The sequence below is a fragment of the Streptomyces sp. NPDC058469 genome, from assembly GCF_042721125.1.
Classification (GTDB): Bacteria; Actinomycetota; Actinomycetes; order Streptomycetales; family Streptomycetaceae; genus Streptomyces.
The window spans coordinates 1-1,153 of record NZ_JBHXME010000365.1; the positions used below are offsets into that span (position 1 = coordinate 1).

At 67.8% G+C, this 1,153-nt stretch carries 2 protein-coding genes; both read left to right on the forward strand.

The annotated features are described in order from the left end of the window. Window positions 1-66: 66 nt before the first annotated feature. Complete coding sequence (locus tag ACFWP5_RS52485; protein ID WP_384174569.1) at window positions 67-606, forward strand: winged helix-turn-helix domain-containing protein; 540 nt, start codon at window positions 67-69, stop codon at window positions 604-606. After that, a partial coding sequence (locus tag ACFWP5_RS52490) for a transposase (RefSeq protein ID WP_384174572.1) occupies window positions 603-1,153 on the forward strand: 551 nt, incomplete at its 3' end. The genes ACFWP5_RS52485 and ACFWP5_RS52490, both read left to right, overlap by 4 nt.

A 1,153-nucleotide genomic window follows, 5' to 3' on the forward strand; every position in this document is an offset into this window, starting at 1 on the left:
TACTGAGGTTGAACTCGGGTTGTCGTAGTTGCTGACAGGGCTTGATCGTCGCGGTACGCCGGTGTCATGAGGTATGCGCAGGGCGGGGGCGTGAGCGATGAGCGTAGGCAGTTCCGCGAAGAGATCCGGATGATGGCCGCCGAGCGGTTTGCCGTGGGCGAGCCGAGCTCGGTGATCGCGAAGGAGTTACGGGTCAGCGTCCGGTCGGTGCAGCGGTGGCGCAGGTCCTGGGACAAGGGCGGTCCGAGAGCTTTGCGTTCGGCGGGTTCGGCCTCGCCGCCACGGTTGAGCGAGGCCCAGTTCGGCCAGCTGGAACGGGAGTTGGCCAAGGGCCCGGTCGCGCACGGCTGGCCGGATCAGCGGTGGACGCTGTCGAGGATCAAGACCGTGATCGGCCGTCGCTTCCACAAGAGCTACACCCTCCAGGGCGTACGCAAGCTGCTGATCCGGCACGGGTTCTCCTGCCAGGTGCCGGCCAGACGGGCCGTCGAACGTGACGAGGAGAAGGTCACCGGCTGGGTGAAGGAGACCTGGCCGCAGGTGGAAGGACCGCGGCGGCGCTCGACGCCTGGATCGTCTTCGAGGACGAGTCCGGCTTCTCGATGACGCCGCCCATCGCCCGCACCTGGGCCCGACGCGGGCGCACCCCTGTGATCCGGGTCCGTGGACGCTCCCGCCGCCGCGTCTCGATCGCCGCCCTGACCTGCTACAAACCGGGTGAACGTTCCCGGCTGATCTACCGGCCGCGCCGCGACGACGGCCGGCGCGACGGACGCAAGAGCTTCGCCTGGACCGACTACCGCGACCTGCTCATCACCGCCCACCAGCAGCTCGGCGGCCCGATCGTGCTCGTCTGGGACAACCTCAACGTCCATCTCGCCGCCGGGATGCGGCAGTTCACCGCCGGACGGGACTGGCTCACCGTCTACCAGCTGCCGTCCTACGCACCGGACCTCAACCCGGTCGAGGGCATCTGGTCGCTGCTGCGGCGCGGATGGCTGCCCAACACCGCCTTCACCACCCCCGAACACCTCATCCAGACCATCCGGCACGGCCTCCGCACGATCCAGTACCGCCCCCACCTCATCGACGGATGCCTCATCGAAACCGGGTTATCACTCACACCGACGACAACCCGAGTTCAACCTCAGTA